Source organism: Pseudomonas urethralis (genome assembly GCF_021602465.1).
Classification (GTDB): domain Bacteria; phylum Pseudomonadota; class Gammaproteobacteria; order Pseudomonadales; family Pseudomonadaceae; genus Aquipseudomonas; species Aquipseudomonas vlassakiae.
The window spans coordinates 59,079-74,764 of record NZ_BQIJ01000012.1 but is presented as its reverse complement, the minus strand read 5'-3'; the positions used below and the strand labels follow the sequence as shown (position 1 = coordinate 74,764).

At 61.6% G+C, this 15,686-nt stretch carries 15 protein-coding genes and 1 pseudogene; 5 read left to right on the top strand and 11 right to left on the bottom strand.

Annotated features, from left to right (window positions below):
- Positions 1-2: 2 nt before the first annotated feature.
- Positions 3-152 carry a hypothetical protein gene (locus L6D64_RS18965; protein WP_176507540.1) on the bottom strand — a complete coding sequence of 50 codons (150 nt, stop codon included), beginning with the start codon at positions 150-152 and terminating at the stop codon, positions 3-5.
- A gap of 179 nt (positions 153-331) precedes the next feature.
- On the opposite strand from L6D64_RS18965, the gene L6D64_RS18960 reads away from it, so the two are divergent.
- Positions 332-784 (top strand): EVE domain-containing protein, encoded by a 453-nt coding sequence (locus L6D64_RS18960; protein ID WP_176507539.1) that lies wholly within the window; start codon positions 332-334, stop codon positions 782-784.
- 155 nt (positions 785-939) lie between these two features.
- Here the strand turns inward: L6D64_RS18960 and L6D64_RS18955 are convergent, their stop codons facing one another.
- Complete coding sequence (locus L6D64_RS18955; protein ID WP_276575177.1) at positions 940-1,341, bottom strand: type II toxin-antitoxin system PemK/MazF family toxin; 402 nt, start codon at positions 1,339-1,341, stop codon at positions 940-942.
- 169 nt (positions 1,342-1,510) lie between these two features.
- Positions 1,511-1,915, bottom strand: a complete 405-nt coding sequence (locus L6D64_RS18950; protein ID WP_176507537.1) for a flagellar basal body-associated protein FliL — start codon at positions 1,913-1,915, stop codon at positions 1,511-1,513.
- Between the two features lie 156 nt (positions 1,916-2,071).
- Between L6D64_RS18950 and L6D64_RS18945 the strand changes: the two genes are divergently transcribed.
- Positions 2,072-3,049, top strand: a complete 978-nt coding sequence (locus L6D64_RS18945) for an NADPH:quinone oxidoreductase family protein (RefSeq protein WP_176507536.1) — start codon at positions 2,072-2,074, stop codon at positions 3,047-3,049.
- Positions 3,050-3,114: 65 nt separating this feature from the next.
- Here L6D64_RS18945 and L6D64_RS18940 read toward each other — a convergent pair whose 3' ends face one another.
- The 5 genes from L6D64_RS18940 to trxA all read right to left on the bottom strand — a co-directional run bounded on the left by L6D64_RS18940 (position 3,115) and on the right by trxA (position 8,413).
- Complete coding sequence (locus tag L6D64_RS18940) at positions 3,115-3,789, bottom strand: gamma-glutamylcyclotransferase (RefSeq protein ID WP_176507535.1); 675 nt, start codon at positions 3,787-3,789, stop codon at positions 3,115-3,117.
- Positions 3,790-4,035: 246 nt separating this feature from the next.
- Positions 4,036-5,004, bottom strand: coding sequence for a CDP-6-deoxy-delta-3,4-glucoseen reductase (locus L6D64_RS18935; protein ID WP_176507534.1), 969 nt, complete (start codon positions 5,002-5,004; stop codon positions 4,036-4,038).
- Positions 5,004-6,470: a 4-hydroxy-3-polyprenylbenzoate decarboxylase gene (gene ubiD / locus L6D64_RS18930; RefSeq protein ID WP_099814417.1), complete on the bottom strand. Its 1,467-nt coding sequence runs from the start codon at positions 6,468-6,470 to the stop codon at positions 5,004-5,006. Before ubiD ends, L6D64_RS18935 begins: the two co-directional genes overlap by 1 nt.
- Before the next feature lie 123 nt (positions 6,471-6,593).
- On the bottom strand, positions 6,594-7,853 hold the full coding sequence (gene rho / locus L6D64_RS18925) for a transcription termination factor Rho (RefSeq protein WP_003253661.1): 1,260 nt from the start codon (positions 7,851-7,853) through the stop codon (positions 6,594-6,596).
- 230 nt (positions 7,854-8,083) lie between these two features.
- Entirely contained in the window at positions 8,084-8,413 is a 330-nt protein-coding gene (gene trxA, locus L6D64_RS18920; RefSeq protein ID WP_054883904.1) for a thioredoxin TrxA, read from the bottom strand.
- A 242-nt stretch (positions 8,414-8,655) separates the two neighbouring features.
- Here trxA and ppx point away from each other — a divergent pair, with 242 nt between their 5' ends.
- Complete coding sequence (ppx, locus tag L6D64_RS18915; RefSeq protein ID WP_176507533.1) at positions 8,656-10,158, top strand: exopolyphosphatase; 1,503 nt, start codon at positions 8,656-8,658, stop codon at positions 10,156-10,158.
- On the opposite strand, the gene ppk1 is transcribed toward ppx, so the two are convergent.
- Positions 10,145-12,376 carry a polyphosphate kinase 1 gene (ppk1, locus tag L6D64_RS18910; RefSeq protein ID WP_176507532.1) on the bottom strand — a complete coding sequence of 744 codons (2,232 nt, stop codon included), beginning with the start codon at positions 12,374-12,376 and terminating at the stop codon, positions 10,145-10,147. The two genes, ppx and ppk1, sit on opposite strands and share 14 nt — an antisense overlap.
- A gap of 213 nt (positions 12,377-12,589) precedes the next feature.
- Between ppk1 and L6D64_RS18905 the strand changes: the two genes are divergently transcribed.
- Positions 12,590-13,234 (top strand): DedA family protein, encoded by a 645-nt coding sequence (locus L6D64_RS18905; RefSeq protein WP_176507531.1) that lies wholly within the window; start codon positions 12,590-12,592, stop codon positions 13,232-13,234.
- 501 nt (positions 13,235-13,735) lie between these two features.
- On the opposite strand, the pseudogene L6D64_RS18900 reads toward L6D64_RS18905, so the two are convergent.
- Positions 13,736-14,134, bottom strand: a pseudogene (locus L6D64_RS18900) (sterol desaturase family protein); the annotation flags it as partial.
- A 341-nt stretch (positions 14,135-14,475) separates the two neighbouring features.
- On the opposite strand from L6D64_RS18900, the gene elbB reads away from it, so the two are divergent.
- Positions 14,476-15,141, top strand: a complete 666-nt coding sequence (gene elbB / locus L6D64_RS18895; RefSeq protein WP_176507530.1) for an isoprenoid biosynthesis glyoxalase ElbB — start codon at positions 14,476-14,478, stop codon at positions 15,139-15,141.
- Here the strand turns inward: elbB and L6D64_RS18890 are convergent, their stop codons facing one another.
- A complete protein-coding gene (locus tag L6D64_RS18890) occupies positions 15,142-15,594 on the bottom strand; it encodes a YaiI/YqxD family protein (protein WP_176507529.1) in 453 nt (150 codons plus the stop codon).
- Positions 15,595-15,686: the final 92 nt, after the last annotated feature.

Genomic DNA, 15,686 nt, shown 5'->3' with positions numbered 1-15,686 from the left:
GTTCAGCGTTTCTGCAGGGTAGCGTCGACCGGTGTCTGATAGGCGGTATCCAGCTTGCGCTCCCAGATACCCTGGGCATAACCGGTGGTGACCACACCAAGGCCAAAGATGAAGACCAGGATCCACAGTAGATCCGGTTTGCGTTGGTTCATCGAAGAATGCCCCCCTAGGCATACGTTCAGGCTCGGCGACCTTCTCGGTGCCGCCGGAGCGTCTAGCTTTAAAATCGGCGCATTTTCCGACAACCTGAGTCGACAACGCAAACGTTGACGCCAACCGGCTGTCGGTTTCGTGCAACAGGTTATTTCAAACCTTTTCAGGAGCAGTATCTATGGCCTATTGGCTGATGAAGTCCGAGCCCGACGAGCTCTCGATCGAAGGCCTTGGTCGGCTGGGCGAGGCGCGCTGGGATGGCGTACGCAACTACCAGGCGCGCAATTTCATACGGGCCATGAGCGTAGGCGACGAGTTCTTCTTTTATCACTCCAGCTGCCCGCAGCCGGGCATAGCCGGCATCGCTCGAATCACTGCAGCGGCCTACCCGGACCCGACGGCACTGGACCCGGAAAGCCACTATTTCGACGCCAAGGCCAATGCCGAGAAGAACCCGTGGAGCGCGGTAGATGTGGCCCACGTGAAAACTTTCCGTCAGGTGCTGGGGCTGGGTTTGCTGAAGCAGCAGAGTGCTCTGGCAGAGCTGCCGCTGGTGCAGAAAGGCACGCGGTTGTCGGTGATGCCGGTGACTGAGGAGCAGTGGGCGGCGATCATAGCGCTGGCGCGCTAAAGCAATAGCACCTAGGCCCACAAAGACAAAAGGGCGCCTTGCGGCGCCCTACTCACAGACAGGTAGACTTGTTATCGCCTTTTACCTGCCCGGCTCTGTAATTGCTGGAAAGACCAGGATCCGCAGAGTCTCACAAGCCCCTCTCGGGAACGCACTCAGTATGGTGCATCCTGCATGCCACTGACAACTGCCGACACTGTTGCCGAATGTGTGAAGCCAAGCGCAAAGCCGACAGCACCCCGTACGGCAGCGAAATGCTCAGGCTGCATCGTCAACACCACATATTCTCGGCCACCACCTCGGCGCGACCTGATACGACACCGGTCCAATCTGGATATGGATACGGTGTAAACCATGTCGCACTTGGCCCAGCATGCCAAAGCGGAGCCTGGCAGATAGCTAGGCAGGACGACATGATGCTTGGCCAACCGCTCAGGCTCCGTCGTACTCAGCGGTACTATCGTGACCAGTTGTTGAGTGTGGTCATGTTTGCGAAGGACAACGACCGGTCGAACCTTGACCATCTCGGGTACCTGAAAACCCGAGAAGTCGCACATCAGAACAGTCGCTTCCTTCGGCTGATACTTCAATGGCATAGCCAGCTTCCCTCGAACATCTGAAACCATGCGCAATCTAGCGTGGTCGAGACATTACGAGTCGAAAATTGGCAGACCTACAGGAAAGTTAGATTTCTCCTACGCCATAGGCGCCACCGGCAAAATCAAATCACTGCACAATCAAGTTATTGAACAGCAGATCCTCGACAATCGGCTTACCCTCTTCCGATTCCATCACCTGCTGCACCTGCTTCAACGCTTCCTGGCGCAGCTTCTCCTTGGCCTCGACGTTGCTCATGCTATCCACCGTCTGCTGGGTGAACAGTGCGACCAGCTGATTACGGATCAACGGCTCCTGGTGCTTGACCGCAGCCGCCGCGGCGTCGCCGGTTACGCGCAGGGCCACATCGGCCTTGTACACGCGCAGCTTGGGGCTGCCATCGAGGGCGTAGTTGCCGACGAAGGGCGGGCTCAGGGTGATGTAGGAAACCTTCGGCTCCCCTTCCTTGGCTTCCTCGGCCATGGCCGCCGCTGGCAGCATCAGCGCCAGTACCATCAAGATCCACGCTTTCACGAATTCGCTCCTCAAAACAATTGGCGCCAGCTTACCCAGCATGCCGTTCAAACCCAAGCCCAGGCTTATGCCAGCACATCAGGGCGGGCCATGCTCGTTGACCCGGCAGACGACCCTCCTACACTTATCGGCCACTACACGCAAAGGAATAGCCCGATGAAAGCTGTGTTGTGCAAAACCCTGGGCCCAGCTTGTGACCTGGTGCTGGAGGACGTGGCCAGTCCGGTGCCGAAGAAGAACGAGATCCTGCTCGATGTGCAGGCCGCCGGTGTCAACTTCCCCGACACGCTGATCATCGAAGGCAAATACCAGTTCCAGCCCCCCCTGCCTTTTTCACCGGGTGGCGAAGCCGCTGGGGTGATCGCAGCGGTCGGCGAACGGGCTGGGGCCTTCAAAGTCGGCGACCGGGTGATGGCCCTGACCGGCTGGGGAGCATTTGCCGAGCAGGTGGCGGTGCCGTTCTACAACGTGATGCCAATCCCCGAGCACATGGATTTTGCCACCGCCGCCGCGTTCGGCATGACCTATGGCACCTCGATGCATGCATTGAAGCAGCGCGGCCAGCTGCAGCCCGGCGAAACCCTGCTGGTGCTCGGTGCCTCCGGTGGTGTTGGCTTGGCAGCGGTAGAAATTGGCAAGGCCATGGGCGCAAGAGTGATCGCCGCAGCCAGCAGCGCCGAGAAACTTGCCGTTGCCAAGGCCGCAGGGGCTGACGAAACGATCGACTACAGCCAGGCCAGCCTCAAGGAAGAAATCAAACGCCTGACCGGCGGCCAGGGCGTGGATGTGATCTACGATCCGGTAGGCGGTGGGCTGTTCGACCAGGCCGTGCGCGGACTGGCGTGGCAGGGCCGACTACTGGTGGTGGGGTTTGCCAGCGGGACGATTCCGCAGATGGCGGCAAACCTGGTGCTACTCAAGGGGGCCGCGGTGCTTGGGGTGTTCTGGGGGGCCTTTGCCCAGCGCCAGCCCGAGGACAATGCGGCGAACTTCCGGCAGCTGTTTGCCTGGCATGCCGAGGGCAAGCTGAAACCCTTGGTGTCGAAGACTTATCCACTGGCTGAAGCCGGGGCCGCCATTGACGCGTTGGGGCAGCGGCGGGCTGTGGGTAAGTTGGTTGTACTGGCCAGGTAGGCAGGACCGGCCTCCTGCGGGTAAACCCGCACCTACAGGATTGTGCGATCCCTGTGGGAGCGGGTTTATCGGGGCGCCGAACCGCCGCGAAGAGGCCCGTGCAAGCCATGACAGCGCCGGAACCGCGCCTCGAGGTTGCGATCGGGCATCTGATGGCTGCGCAGCGCATTCAATGTCTGCTCGACATAATCCCGCGTGGTGCCGTAGCGCCCTTTGGCACTGGCCAGAATCTGGCTAAGCAACGTATCCGGCAAGTTGCCTGCATAACACGGCAAGTGCCGCTCCAGTACGAAGCCCAAGGCCTGGACCTTGCTGCCATCACCCAGTCGGCAGCTAAGCCAGTGCGGCCGATAAGCTGGATAAGGCATCTCCCGCTGCCACAGGGCCATCAGTGAATCGTCGAGGTTGCTTTCCTCCAGACGGTAGGCAAAACCGCTGCAAGAACCGCCGCGATCAAGGCCGAACACCAGGCCTGGCGTTTCCGGCGTACCCCGGTGCTCGTGCGACCACAGGTACAACCCGCGGTGATAACCATGCACTCGAGCCCGCTGGCGCTCCACGGAATTGCATTCCGGGCGCCAGATCAACGAACCATAGGCGAACAACCAGACCGGGCCACCTTCATGACGGGACATGGTCGTTTTCATGGAGTTGAGCAATTGCTCACGGGTCAGTTGCTGGCCGAAGTCGAGCGTCGGTGGATAGGTAACTTCCCAGGACAAACTTTCAAGTGCCGACATAAGCTGCCGCCATTATTCCCTGTGTACTACGTATAAAGCTGGAGGCGCTGGCGACGCGGCCTGCGCGGCCGCGCCACGGGCGCTTGCAGTAACCATAGGATAGAACCGCAGCAATACTCAAGTCCCATGAACAGTGTTTCACGTACAGTTCCGACGACTGGGAAGTATTGTTTGTGTGGCCGCGAAAGTTAATGGCCCAGGCGGTAACAATGACCGCCTTATACCCACTACTTCAAACTTCGGTTATTAACTGCGTGGTGCGTAGGCAAACACATCGGCGCGCATGCGATGCGCATCCATGCCAGCCTCGACCAGTGCATCGAGGGTGGCGTAGACCATGTTCGGAGAACCGCTGGCATACACATGCACGGTATTGAGGTCTTTCACATCTTCACGCACCGCGTCGTGCAGCATGCCGCAACGCCCTTCCCAGCCACAGAGGTCACTGACCACTTTGTGCAAGAACAGGTTGGGCAAGCGCTCCCATTCAGCCCAATGCTCGATGCTGTAGAAGTCTTCCGGGCGGCGCACGCCCCAGTACAGGTGCACCGGGTGCTTGAAACCCTGGGCGCGGCAATGTTCGACCAAGCTGTGCATCTGGCCCATGCCGGTGCCAGCGGCAATCAGCACCAGCGGCCCGTCAGGCAGTTCAGCGAGGTGGGTATCGCCGAATGGCATTTCGATACGCGCCATGCGGTCACGCTGCAACTGCGCCAGCAACTGCAGCGCGCTAGCCTCGCGGCCCAGCACATGCAGCTCGAGCTCGCGCCCGGAATGTGGCGCAGAGGCCAGCGAAAAGGCCGCCGGCTTGCCGCCCTCGCGCTCGATCATCAGGTACTGCCCAGCATGGTACCGCGGCGGCTTGCCGGCTGGCGCCAGCAGGCGCACGCGCCAGACGTCGCCGCCGACCTCGACGCATTCGCTCAGGCTGCACGCCAGCTTGCGCACTGGCAGCTCGCCCGGGGCCAGCACACCATCCCAGAGCAACACACAGTCCTCCAGCGGTTCGGCAATGCAGGTAAACAACTCGCCATGGTCACGGACTTCACCGTCCTGACGCACGCTTCCTTCGACCAACAACGCGGCGCAGACATGGCAATTGCCATTGCGGCAGCTATTCGGGCAGTCATAGCCCAGCCGCCGCGCCCCATCCAGGATCCGTTCCCCGGGTTCAAGCGCCAGCACCGCCCCGGACGGCTGCAACGTTACCTGCATCAATCTATTCCCAACTGATCCCACAGCTCATCGATACGGCGGGTGACGGCCTCGTCCTTGACGATAACCCGGCCCCATTCGCGTGTAGTCTCGCCCGGCCACTTGTGCGTGGCGTCCAGGCCCATCTTCGACCCCAGCCCGGATACCGGCGACGCGAAGTCGAGGTAATCGATCGGGGTGTTGTCGATCATCACCGTATCACGCTTGGGGTCCATGCGCGTGGTAATGGCCCAGATCACGTCGTTCCAGTCGCGAGCGTTGATGTCGTCGTCGGTGACGATAACGAACTTGGTGTACATGAACTGTCGCAGGAACGACCACACCCCCAGCATCACGCGCTTGGCGTGGCCTGGGTACTGCTTTTTCATGGTCACCACCGCCATGCGGTACGAGCAGCCTTCAGGCGGCAGGTAGAAATCGACGATTTCCGGGAATTGCTTCTGCAGGATCGGCACGAATACTTCGTTCAGTGCCACGCCCAGAATCGCCGGCTCATCCGGCGGCCGGCCCGTGTAGGTGCTGTGGTAGATCGGGTTTTGCCGGTGGGTGATGCGCTCGACGGTGAACACCGGGAAGCTGTCCACCTCGTTGTAATAGCCGGTGTGGTCGCCATAAGGGCCTTCCGGGGCCATTTCGCCCGGGTGTATCACGCCTTCGAGGATGATCTCGGCGGTGGCGGGTACCTGCAGGTTGCTGCCTCGGCACTTGACCAGCTCAGTACGATTGCCACGCAGCAGGCCGGCAAAGGCGTATTCGGAGAGGGTGTCCGGTACTGGCGTCACGGCGCCAAGGATGGTGGCCGGGTCAGCGCCCAGGGCCACGGCGACCGGGAACGGCTGGCCCGGGTTCTTTTCGCACCACTCACGGTAGTCCAGCGCGCCGCCTCGGTGGCTCAGCCAGCGCATGATCACCTTGTTGCGGCCGATCACCTGCTGGCGGTAGATGCCCAGGTTCTGGCGGTCCTTGTTCGGACCACGCGTCACCGTCAGGCCCCAGGTGATGAGCGGCGCCACGTCGCCCGGCCAGCAGTGCTGGATCGGCAACTGGCCGAGGTCGACATCGTCACCCTCGACGACCACTTCCTGGCACACCGCGTCCTTGACCACCTTGGGTGCCATCGACACGACCTTCTTGAAGATCGGCAGCTTGGACCAGGCATCTTTCAGGCCTTTCGGCGGCTCGGGCTCCTTGAGGAAAGCCAGCAGTTTGCCGATCTCGCGCAGTTCGTCGACCGACTCGGCGCCCATGCCCATGGCCACGCGCTCTGGCGTGCCGAACAGGTTGCCGAGCACCGGCATATCGAAGCCGGTGGGTTTTTCGAACAACAAGGCCGGGCCCTTGGCGCGCAGGGTGCGGTCGCAGACCTCGGTCATTTCCAGGACTGGGGAAATCGGAACCTGGATGCGCTTGAGTTCACCGCGCTGCTCCAGGCCACGGATGAAGTCGCGCAAATCGCGATACTGCATGCATGAGCCTCGTGTTGGCCGTATCGGTCGGGGTGCTGAGTGTAGCGCCGATAGGGCCGCAATAGCCAAAGTACAGATAGCAAAAAGCCGGGTTTCCCCGGCCTGTTGCGTGGTATGACGATCTTACTTGCGCTTCATCGACAAGAAGAACTCATCGTTGGTCTTGGTCTGCTTGAGCTTGTCGACCAGGAACTCGATGGCGGCGATCTCGTCCATCGGGTGCAGCAGCTTGCGCAGGATCCACATGCGCTGCAGTTCGTCGTCGGCGGTCAGCAACTCTTCGCGGCGGGTACCGGAACGGTTGATGTTGATGGCCGGGAACACACGCTTCTCGGCGATACGACGGTCCAGGGGCAGTTCCATGTTGCCGGTACCCTTGAACTCTTCGTAGATCACTTCGTCCATCTTCGAGCCGGTTTCGACCAGCGCGGTGGCGATGATGGTCAGCGAGCCGCCTTCCTCGATGTTACGCGCGGCGCCGAAGAAGCGCTTCGGCTTCTCCAGGGCGTGGGCGTCGACACCACCGGTCAGTACCTTGCCGGAGCTCGGGATCACGGTGTTGTAGGCACGGGCCAGACGGGTGATGGAGTCCAGCAGGATGACCACGTCCTTTTTGTGCTCGACCAGGCGCTTGGCCTTCTCGATCACCATCTCGGCAACTTGCACGTGGCGGGTTGGCGGCTCGTCGAAGGTCGAAGCGACCACTTCGCCGCGCACGGTGCGCTGCATTTCGGTCACTTCTTCAGGGCGCTCGTCGATCAGCAGGACGATCAGGTGGCACTCTGGGTTGTTACGGGTGATGTTCGCCGCGATGTTCTGCAGCATGATGGTCTTACCGGCTTTCGGCGGAGCGACGATCAGGCCACGCTGGCCTTTGCCAATCGGGGCGCACAGGTCGATGACGCGACCGGTCAGGTCTTCGGTGGAGCCGTTGCCGGCTTCCATCTTCAGGCGCTTGTTCGGGAACAGCGGCGTCAGGTTTTCGAAGAGGATCTTGTTCTTCGCGTTTTCCGGGCGGTCGAAGTTGATGGTGTCGACCTTCAGCAGGGCGAAGTAACGCTCCCCTTCCTTCGGTGGGCGGATCTTGCCGACGATGGTGTCGCCGGTACGCAGATTGAAACGGCGGATCTGGCTGGGCGAGACGTAGATGTCGTCAGGGCCGGCCAGGTAGGACGCATCAGCCGAACGCAGGAAACCGAAACCATCCTGGAGAATCTCCAGCACGCCGTCACCCGAGATCTCTTCGCCGCTTTTCGCGTGCTTTTTCAGCAGGGCGAAAATCACGTCCTGTTTGCGCGAACGGGCCATGTTTTCGATGCCCATCTGTTCGGCCATTTCCAAAAGATCGGTAATCGGCTTTTGCTTGAGTTCAGTCAGGTTCATAAGGGGAGTGACGTAATCATGTAAGAAGGGAGAATTAAGCTTTGGCTTAATGAGGCCGCGCCGCTTGATGGCGACAGGATCGCGTACTGATTCGAATTAGGGATGCTTCGGCGACGGCGTGCAGAGGGCACTGAAGAAGCAGTGCGAGGCCGAATGTAACACTTGCTTTTTTCTGCGTCTAGTGCTCTGAAAAAGAAAAAACCCCGCATTTGCGGGGTTTTTTCTTCACATCACAGGTGGGCGTCGAGGAACGCGGCCAGCTGCGATTTGGACAAAGCGCCGACCTTGGTGGCTTCGACGTTGCCGTTCTTGAACAGCATCAGGGTCGGGATGCCACGCACGCCGTGCTTGGCCGGGGTTTCCTGGTTTTCGTCGATGTTCAGCTTGGCGACGGTCAGTTTGCCCTCGTAGGAGGAGGCGATGTCGTCCAGAACCGGAGCGATCATCTTGCATGGACCGCACCATTCAGCCCAGTAGTCGACCAGCACCGGGCCTTGAGCCTGCAGGACTTCGGCATCGAAGGTGGCGTCGGTGACGTGTTTGATCAGATCGCTGCTCATGGATATCTCCAGGGTCGTAAGCAAAAAAACGTGGCCCATGATAGCGGCACCCAGGCCCTACAGGAAGTCACGGACGATTGAGTGTAACTATAGTTGTGCAAGACACCACGAATCCAAACTGTCACACAAGTGTCATAGCATGGAATGGCACATTGCCTTGCATCAAGGCCCGGTGCGGTGCGCGTTGGCGTCAGCCAAGGATCGTGGCACGATTGCCGGGTTACCGACCGAGAACACACAGAATGCCGCATACCTCCGCGAAGAACCTGTCCCTGATCGCCGCCATCGACCTGGGCTCCAACAGCTTCCACATGGTCGTGGCCAAGGCTCACCATACCGAAATCCGCATTCTCGAGCGGCTCGGCGAGAAGGTTCAGCTGGCCGCCGGCATCGACGATGAGCGCAAGCTCAGCGAAGAAGCCATGGAGCGAGGCCTGGAATGCCTCAAGCGTTTTGCCCAACTGATCAACGGCATGCCGGCAGGCTCCGTGCGCATCGTCGGCACCAATGCCTTGCGCGAAGCGCGCAACCGCAACGAATTCATCCAGCGCGCCGAAGCCATTCTCGGCCACCCGGTGGAGGTCATCTCCGGCCGTGAAGAGGCACGCCTGATCTACCTCGGCGTGTCGCACACCCTGGCCGACACGCCCGGCAAGCGTCTGGTCGCCGACATTGGCGGCGGCAGTACCGAGTTCATCATCGGCCAGCGCTTCGAACCGCTGCTGCGCGAAAGCCTGCAAATGGGCTGCGTGAGCTTCACCCAGCGCTACTTCCGCGACGGCAAGATCACCCCGGCGCGCTACGCCCAGGCCTACACCGCCGCACGCCTGGAGCTGATGAGCATCGAAAACGCCCTGCATCGCCTGACCTGGGACGAGGCCATCGGCTCGTCCGGCACCATCCGCGCCATCGGCGCCGCAATCAAGGCCGGCGGCCTGGGCAATGGCGAGGTGAATGCCGAGGGCCTGGCCTGGGTCAAGCGCAAGCTGTTCAAGCTCGGCGAGGCCGACAAGATTGATTTCGAAGGCATCAAACCCGACCGGCGTACCATCTTCCCGGCCGGCCTGGCGATTCTCGAAGCCATTTTCGACGCACTGGAACTGCAGCGCATGGACCACTGCGACGGCGCCTTGCGTGAAGGCGTGCTGTTCGACCTGCTCGGCCGCCATCACCACGAGGATGTACGCGAGCGCACCCTCAATTCGCTGATGGAGCGTTATCACGTCGACCAGGGCCAGGCGGCACGCGTCGAACGCAAGGCACTGCACGCCTTCGACCAGGTGGCCAAGGCCTGGAAGCTTGAGGAAGGCAACTGGCGCGACCTGCTGGGCTGGGCGGCGAAAATCCATGAAATCGGCCTGGATATCGCCCATTACCATTATCACAAGCATGGTGCCTACCTGATCGAGCACTCCGACCTGGCGGGGTTTTCTCGCGACGAGCAGCAGATGATGGCGCTGCTGGTGCGCGGCCATCGGCGCAACATCCCCAAGGACAAGTTTGCGGAGTTTGGCGACGAAGCCGTGCAGCTGATCCGCCTGTGCGTGCTGCTGCGCTTCGCCATCTTGTTCCACCACATCCGTGGCAACCAGCAGATGCCCAAGGTAGAGCTGCAGGCCGGCGAAGACAGCCTTGAAGTGGTGTTCCCTGAAGGCTGGCTGGAACAGAACCAGCTGACCCAGGCCGACTTCGCCAATGAGGCGGAGTGGCTGGCCCGGGTCGGCTTCGTCCTCAGCGTACGTTGAGGACCGGGTTGCTCAGGCGCTCCAGCAGGGTCGCCTGGGCACTGCGTGGGTTCTGGTTGCCGGTCGGGGTGCTGCGCACGTAACGCCCGTCAGGCTGCAAGGTCCAGGCGTGGGTGTTGTCGGTCAGGTAGCCTTCCAGCTCCTTTTTCACCCGCAGCAACAACTTCTTGCCCTCGACCGGGAAGCACGTCTCGACGCGCTTGTCGAGGTTGCGTTCCATCCAGTCGGCACTGGACAGGTAGATCTGCTCTTCGCCGCCGTTGAGGAAGTAGAACACCCGCGTGTGCTCGAGGAAGCGGCCGATGATCGAGCGCACCTGGATGTTGTGCGAAACCCCCGGAATGCCTGGACGCAGGCAGCACATGCCGCGCACCACCAGGTCGATCTTCACGCCCGACTGGCTGGCCTTGTACAGCGCCTTGATGACCTTGGCGTCGGTCAGCGAGTTGAACTTGGCGATGATGTGCGCGGGCTTGCCTTCCAGGGCGAACTGAGTCTCCCGGGCGATCATGTCGAGCATGCCCTTCTTCAGGGTGAATGGCGCGTGCAGCAGCTTCTTCATGCGCAGGGTCTTGCCCATGCCGATCAGCTGGCTGAACAGCTTGCCGACGTCCTCGGTGAGGGCATCGTCGGAGGTCAGCAGGCTGTAGTCGGTGTACAGGCGGGCGTTACCGGCGTGGTAGTTGCCGGTACCGAGGTGCGCATAGCGCACGATCTCGCCCTGCTCGCGGCGCAGGATCAGCATCATCTTGGCGTGGGTCTTGAAACCGACCACACCGTAGATCACCACCGCACCAGCAGCCTGCAGGCGGCTGGCCATCTGCAGGTTGGACTCTTCGTCGAAGCGCGCGCGCAATTCGATCACCGCAGTGACCTCCTTGCCGTTACGCGCCGCATCCACCAAGGCGTCGACGATTTCCGAGTTGGCCCCGGAACGGTACAGGGTCTGGCGCACGGCGAGCACGTGCGGGTCCTTGGCGGCCTGGCGCAGCAGGTCGATCACCGGGGTGAAGGACTCGAACGGGTGCATCAGCAGGATGTCCTGCTTGCCGATCACGCTGAAGATGTTGTCTGCGTTCTGCAGCAGCTTGGGGATCGCCGGGGTGAACGGCGTGTACTGCAGCTCCGGGTGGCTGTCGAGGCCGGTGATGCTGAACAGGCGGGTCAGGTTGACCGGGCCGTTGACCTGGTAGAGCTCGCTCTCGCTCAGGCTGAATTGCTTGAGCAGATAGTCCGACAGGTGTTTCGGGCAAGTGTCGGCAACTTCCAGTCGCACGGCATCGCCGTAGCGGCGCGAGAACAGTTCACCGCGCAGCGCACGGGCAAGGTCGTCGACCTCTTCGGAGTCCAGCGCCAGGTCGGCGTTGCGGGTCAGGCGGAACTGGTAGCAACCCTTCACCTTCATGCCCTGGAACAGGTCATCGGCGTGGGCATGGATCATCGACGACAGGAAGACATAATTGTCGCCTGGGCCGCCAACGTCCTCCGGCACACGAATCACGCGCGGCAACAGGCGTGGCGCCGGGATGATCGCCAGACCGGAATCGCGGCCGAAGGCGTCGACGCCTTCGAGCTCGACGATGAAGTTCAGGCTCTTGTTCACCAGCAGCGGGAACGGGTGGGTCGGGTCAAGGCCGATCGGGGTGATGATCGGCGCGATCTCGTCGCGGAAGTAACGGCGCACCCAGGTCTTGAGCTTGGGTGTCCAGTAGCGGCGCCGAATGAAGCGGATGGCGTGCTTTTCCAGCTCCGGCAGTAGCACATCGTTGAGGATCGCGTACTGGCGCTCGACCTCGATGTGCACCAGCTCACTGATACGTGCCAGCGCCTGATGCGGCTGCAGCCCATCGGCGCCGGCCAGTTCGCGGGCGAAGTTGATCTGCTTCTTCAGGCCGGCGACGCGAATCTCGAAGAACTCGTCGAGGTTGCTGGAAAAGATCAGCAGGAATTTGAGGCGCTCGAGCAGCGGGTACGATTCGTCCAGCGCCTGCTCCAGCACACGGATGTTGAATTGCAGCTGGGAAAGTTCGCGATGAATGTACAGGCTGCTGTCGTCCAGGCTCGGGACGGCAATGGCCGGCGTCGGCGTCGGGGCCGGAGCGGCGACTTCGACCACCGGCTCGACGACCTCGGGCAGGTCTGGCGGGGTCTGTACCATCTGTTCGGGGACTGCCTGGGCGTCCTTGATCGCGACAGGGGTTAGCACTTCATTATTCATCTGACGTTCCTGAGGACGTTAACGCCCTATGATCAATTGAGCGGCAAGATAAGCGCCCATTATGACGGCTGTGTTACCGCTTCGCGCAAGCCGCGACTTAAGGCCGCCGGTATTGTCCGTGTAGGAATTGTTCACGTCGAGACACATTTGGACACTTTCACGAATGCGCGCGAAGGGGTAGGCTGCGCGTTCATTTCGCCAGCACCTCAGAAAATGCTCCAACAATTCCTGCAGGATTTCGGCTACTTTGCCCTTTTTCTAGGCACCTTCTTCGAAGGCGAGACCATTCTGGTCCTTGCGGGATTCCTTGCGTTCCGCGAATACATGGACATCAAGCTGGTGGTGCTGGTGGCCTTCTGTGGCAGCTACGCTGGCGACCAGTTGTGGTACTTCATGGGCCGACGCCACGGGCGCAAGATCCTTGCGCGCAAGCCGCGCTGGCAGGCCATGGGTGACCGCGCGCTGGAGCATATCCGCCGCCACCCGGACATCTGGGTGCTGAGCTTCCGCTTCGTCTACGGCTTGCGCACGGTGATGCCGATCGCCATCGGCCTGTCTGGCTACTCGCCGCGTCGCTACCTGCTGCTCAACGGCATCGGCGCCGCCGTCTGGGCCCTGGTATTGGGCCTGGCGGCCTATCACTTCGGCGCCATCCTCGAAGGCATGCTGGGCAGCATCAAGAAGTACGAGCTATGGGTGCTCGGCGGCCTGTTGCTGCTGGGTGGCCTGCTCTGGCTGCGCCGGCGTTTCCGCACTCTGCGCGCCGAGCGCCGCGCGGCGGCAGAAGAACAGCCCGCCAGCGCTGAACAGCAGGTAAAAACCGAGAAGCAGCCAGAACACGGGCACGACCACCGCTAAGCCCAGCGTGCCGGCCAGGTACAGCGCCGGCACCAGCGTCAGCAGGCGCGCCAGTTCCAGGCGCACCGCCCACGGCCGGTTTTCCAGGGCCGCACCCAGCACGAACAAGCCAAACGCCATCAGCGACCAACCCAGCACCAGCGCGGCGCTCGGCACACGCTCGGCCACGTCCATCAGATAACTGCCCAACGCGATGTAGACCGCGAACTGCACTGCCACGTACACCTGCCACGCCCGGCCCAGGGGAATCTCGAACTTGCGGAACAACGCCAGGTTCTGCTTCGCCTGTGGATAAGCTGTCGCGACATCGGCCGGGCGCCAGCCAGTGGGCATGAACCAGATGCGCAGCTTGTCCTTCCAGCTGCGCGTGCGGCGGGCGTCGCCGTACAACTGGGCGTAGAACTGCAGGTTGGCCCACAGCGGATTCCAGCTGGCCAAGGGTGTGGTCACACCGAACACGACCGGCTCGGCCGGGTCTTCCTCCTTGAACGTGCCGAACAGACGGTCCCAGACAATGAACACGCCGCCGTAGTTGCGATCCAAGTAGACAGGATTCTGTGCATGGTGGACGCGATGGTTGGAGGGCGTGATCAACACCCACTCGAGCCAGCCAAGCTTGGGGATATGCCGGGTATGTACCCAGAACTGATACAGCAGGTTCAGCGACGCCACGGTGATGAACACCACGGGCGGCACGCCGATCAGCGCCAGCGGCAAGTAGAAGATCCACGAGAAGATGAAGCCGCTGCTGGTCTGGCGCAGGGCGGTGGTGAGGTTGTACTCCTCGCTCTGGTGATGAACCGAGTGCGCCGCCCACAGGACGTTGCGCTCATGGCCCAGGCGGTGCAGCCAGTAGTAGCACAGGTCGTACAGCACGAAGGCCAGCAGCCAGACCCACATGGCATTCGACGGCAGACGCAGCAGCGCCAGGTGCTCCCAGGCCAGCGCATAGGTCAACAGCCCGACCCCTTTGGTCAACAGGCCGGTGCTGGTGGACAGCGCGCCGGTGCTGAGGCTGTTGATCGAATCGGCAAGGGTGAAGTTGCGTTGACCGCGCACACGGTCGGCAAGCAGTTCCACAGCGATCAGCACGAAGAAGAACGGCACGGCCAGCAGTATCAGGTCCATGGGCAACGCTCGATAGGGTTATCCACAGAGATTAGGATGCGCCCGGCGTAATCCCTATGGCCACATCTGCCAAACTAGACGACATTTAGCGCCTCGAAAATGGAGTAATGAGCATGACCAAGAAAGTAGCGGTGATTCTTTCCGGCTGTGGTGTGTACGACGGCGCGGAAATCCACGAAAGCGTGATCACCCTGCTGCGCCTGGACCAGCGCGGCGCACAGGTGCAGTGCTTTGCGCCGAACATTGCGCAGATGCACGTGATCGACCACCTGACCGGCCAGGAAATGCCCGAGTCACGCAATGTGCTGACCGAGTCGGCGCGAATCGCCCGTGGCGAAGTGAAGGACATCCGTGAGGCCAGGGCCGAGGATTTCGATGCGTTGATCGTGCCCGGCGGTTTCGGCGCAGCGAAGAACCTGTCCAACTTTGCCGTGGAAGGTACCGAATGCACCGTGAACCCGGACGTGCTGAGCCTGGCCGAAGCCTTTGCCGAAGCCTGCAAGCCGATCGGCCTGATCTGCATCTCGCCGGCGCTGGCGGCGAAGATCTATGGCCCGGGCGTGGTCTGCACCATCGGCAATGACGCGGGTACCGCGGCGGCGGTGGAAAAGATGGGCGGCAAGCACGAAGTGTGTGATGTGCATGACATCGTCGAAGACCCCCAGCGCAAGCTGGTGACCACCCCGGCCTACATGGTGGCCAAGTCGATCAGTGAAGCCGCCAGTGGCATCTACAAACTGGTGGACCGGGTGCTGGAGCTGACCCACGAAGGGGAGTGATCAGCCTTTGCTCAGGCGGGTGAGGATACGGTCCAGAGCATTGGCGAACGCCTGCTTCTCGCGGTCGCCATAGGGCGCCTGCCCGCCGCCGACCTGGCCCTGTTCACGCAGTTCGGTGAACAGGTTGCGCACCGCCAGGCGCTCGCCCATGTTGCGTTCGTCGAACTCGCGGCCACGCGGATCCAGCGCGGCCACGCCCTTCTTGATCAGCCGGTCAGCCAGCGGCACGTCGCTGCAGATCACCAGTTCGCCGGGCACGGCGTGCTCGACCAGGTAATCGTCGGCCGCGTCCATGCCGCTAGGCACCACGATCAGGCGGACGATCGAGAAGGCCGGTTTGGCAACGGCCTGGCCAGCCACCATGACCACCTCGAGCTGGCGCTTGAGGGCGAATTTGACGATCAGGTCCTTGGCTGCCTTGGGGCAGGCATCGGCGTCGATCCAGATGCGCATTCAGTTAGATCTCTATTTTCCCGCACTGGCCTCTTCGCGGGTAAACCCGCTCCCACAGGGATCGCACAGTATCTGAGACCTGTGCAGTACCT

Bases quoted from the DNA above. Each gene is read 5' to 3' on its own strand.
- L6D64_RS18965 (WP_176507540.1), bottom strand. From the start codon at position 152: ATGAACCAACGCAAACCGGATCTACTGTGGATCCTGGTCTTCATCTTT.
- L6D64_RS18960 (WP_176507539.1), top strand. From the start codon at position 332: ATGGCCTATTGGCTGATGAAGTCCGAGCCCGACGAGCTCTCGATCGAA.
- L6D64_RS18955 (WP_276575177.1), bottom strand. From the start codon at position 1,341: ATGTGCGACTTCTCGGGTTTTCAGGTACCCGAGATGGTCAAGGTTCGA.
- L6D64_RS18945 (WP_176507536.1), top strand. From the start codon at position 2,072: ATGAAAGCTGTGTTGTGCAAAACCCTGGGCCCAGCTTGTGACCTGGTG.
- L6D64_RS18940 (WP_176507535.1), bottom strand. From the start codon at position 3,789: ATGTCGGCACTTGAAAGTTTGTCCTGGGAAGTTACCTATCCACCGACG.
- L6D64_RS18935 (WP_176507534.1), bottom strand. From the start codon at position 5,004: ATGCAGGTAACGTTGCAGCCGTCCGGGGCGGTGCTGGCGCTTGAACCC.
- ubiD (WP_099814417.1), bottom strand. From the start codon at position 6,470: ATGCAGTATCGCGATTTGCGCGACTTCATCCGTGGCCTGGAGCAGCGC.
- rho (WP_003253661.1), bottom strand. From the start codon at position 7,853: ATGAACCTGACTGAACTCAAGCAAAAGCCGATTACCGATCTTTTGGAA.
- trxA (WP_054883904.1), bottom strand. From the start codon at position 8,413: ATGAGCAGCGATCTGATCAAACACGTCACCGACGCCACCTTCGATGCC.
- ppx (WP_176507533.1), top strand. From the start codon at position 8,656: ATGCCGCATACCTCCGCGAAGAACCTGTCCCTGATCGCCGCCATCGAC.
- ppk1 (WP_176507532.1), bottom strand. From the start codon at position 12,376: ATGAATAATGAAGTGCTAACCCCTGTCGCGATCAAGGACGCCCAGGCA.
- L6D64_RS18905 (WP_176507531.1), top strand. From the start codon at position 12,590: ATGCTCCAACAATTCCTGCAGGATTTCGGCTACTTTGCCCTTTTTCTA.
- elbB (WP_176507530.1), top strand. From the start codon at position 14,476: ATGACCAAGAAAGTAGCGGTGATTCTTTCCGGCTGTGGTGTGTACGAC.
- L6D64_RS18890 (WP_176507529.1), bottom strand. From the start codon at position 15,594: ATGCGCATCTGGATCGACGCCGATGCCTGCCCCAAGGCAGCCAAGGAC.